This window comes from Bradyrhizobium sp. sGM-13, from assembly GCF_018398875.1.
Lineage (GTDB): Bacteria > Pseudomonadota > Alphaproteobacteria > Rhizobiales > Xanthobacteraceae > Bradyrhizobium.
In genome coordinates this window covers 1-266 of sequence record NZ_JAGWDK010000319.1, presented here as the reverse complement: position 1 = coordinate 266, position 266 = coordinate 1, and the positions used below count along the sequence as shown (strand labels likewise).

General features: G+C 64.7%; 1 pseudogene. It reads right to left on the bottom strand.

From position 1 onward, the window contains the following. Window positions 1–106: pseudogene (locus KJQ96_RS41240) on the bottom strand (alpha/beta hydrolase); the annotation flags it as partial. Between the last annotated feature and the right edge of the window lie 160 nt (window positions 107–266).

Sequence of the window (266 nt, the reverse complement as noted above, 5' to 3'; positions counted from 1 at the left end):
GCGCGCGGAGCGCATCGCGGGCGCTCTGCGGCGTCATCGTTGCGGGATCGCGCAGCGGCAACAGCGGAATGATCTGGGCGACGACGGGATCAAGCGGCGGAATCATGCGACGGCCACCTCGTGCGGAACGGGACGGCAGCATAGGTAACGGGCGCGGCCGCCGCAATCGCGCCGTTTTCCAGGGCAGACCGGGCCCGCTTTCTTCAATTGATAATGATTCCTTCAAGCCGATTTGCGGCCGGCGTCGATAGAATGCGGTCCGTTTA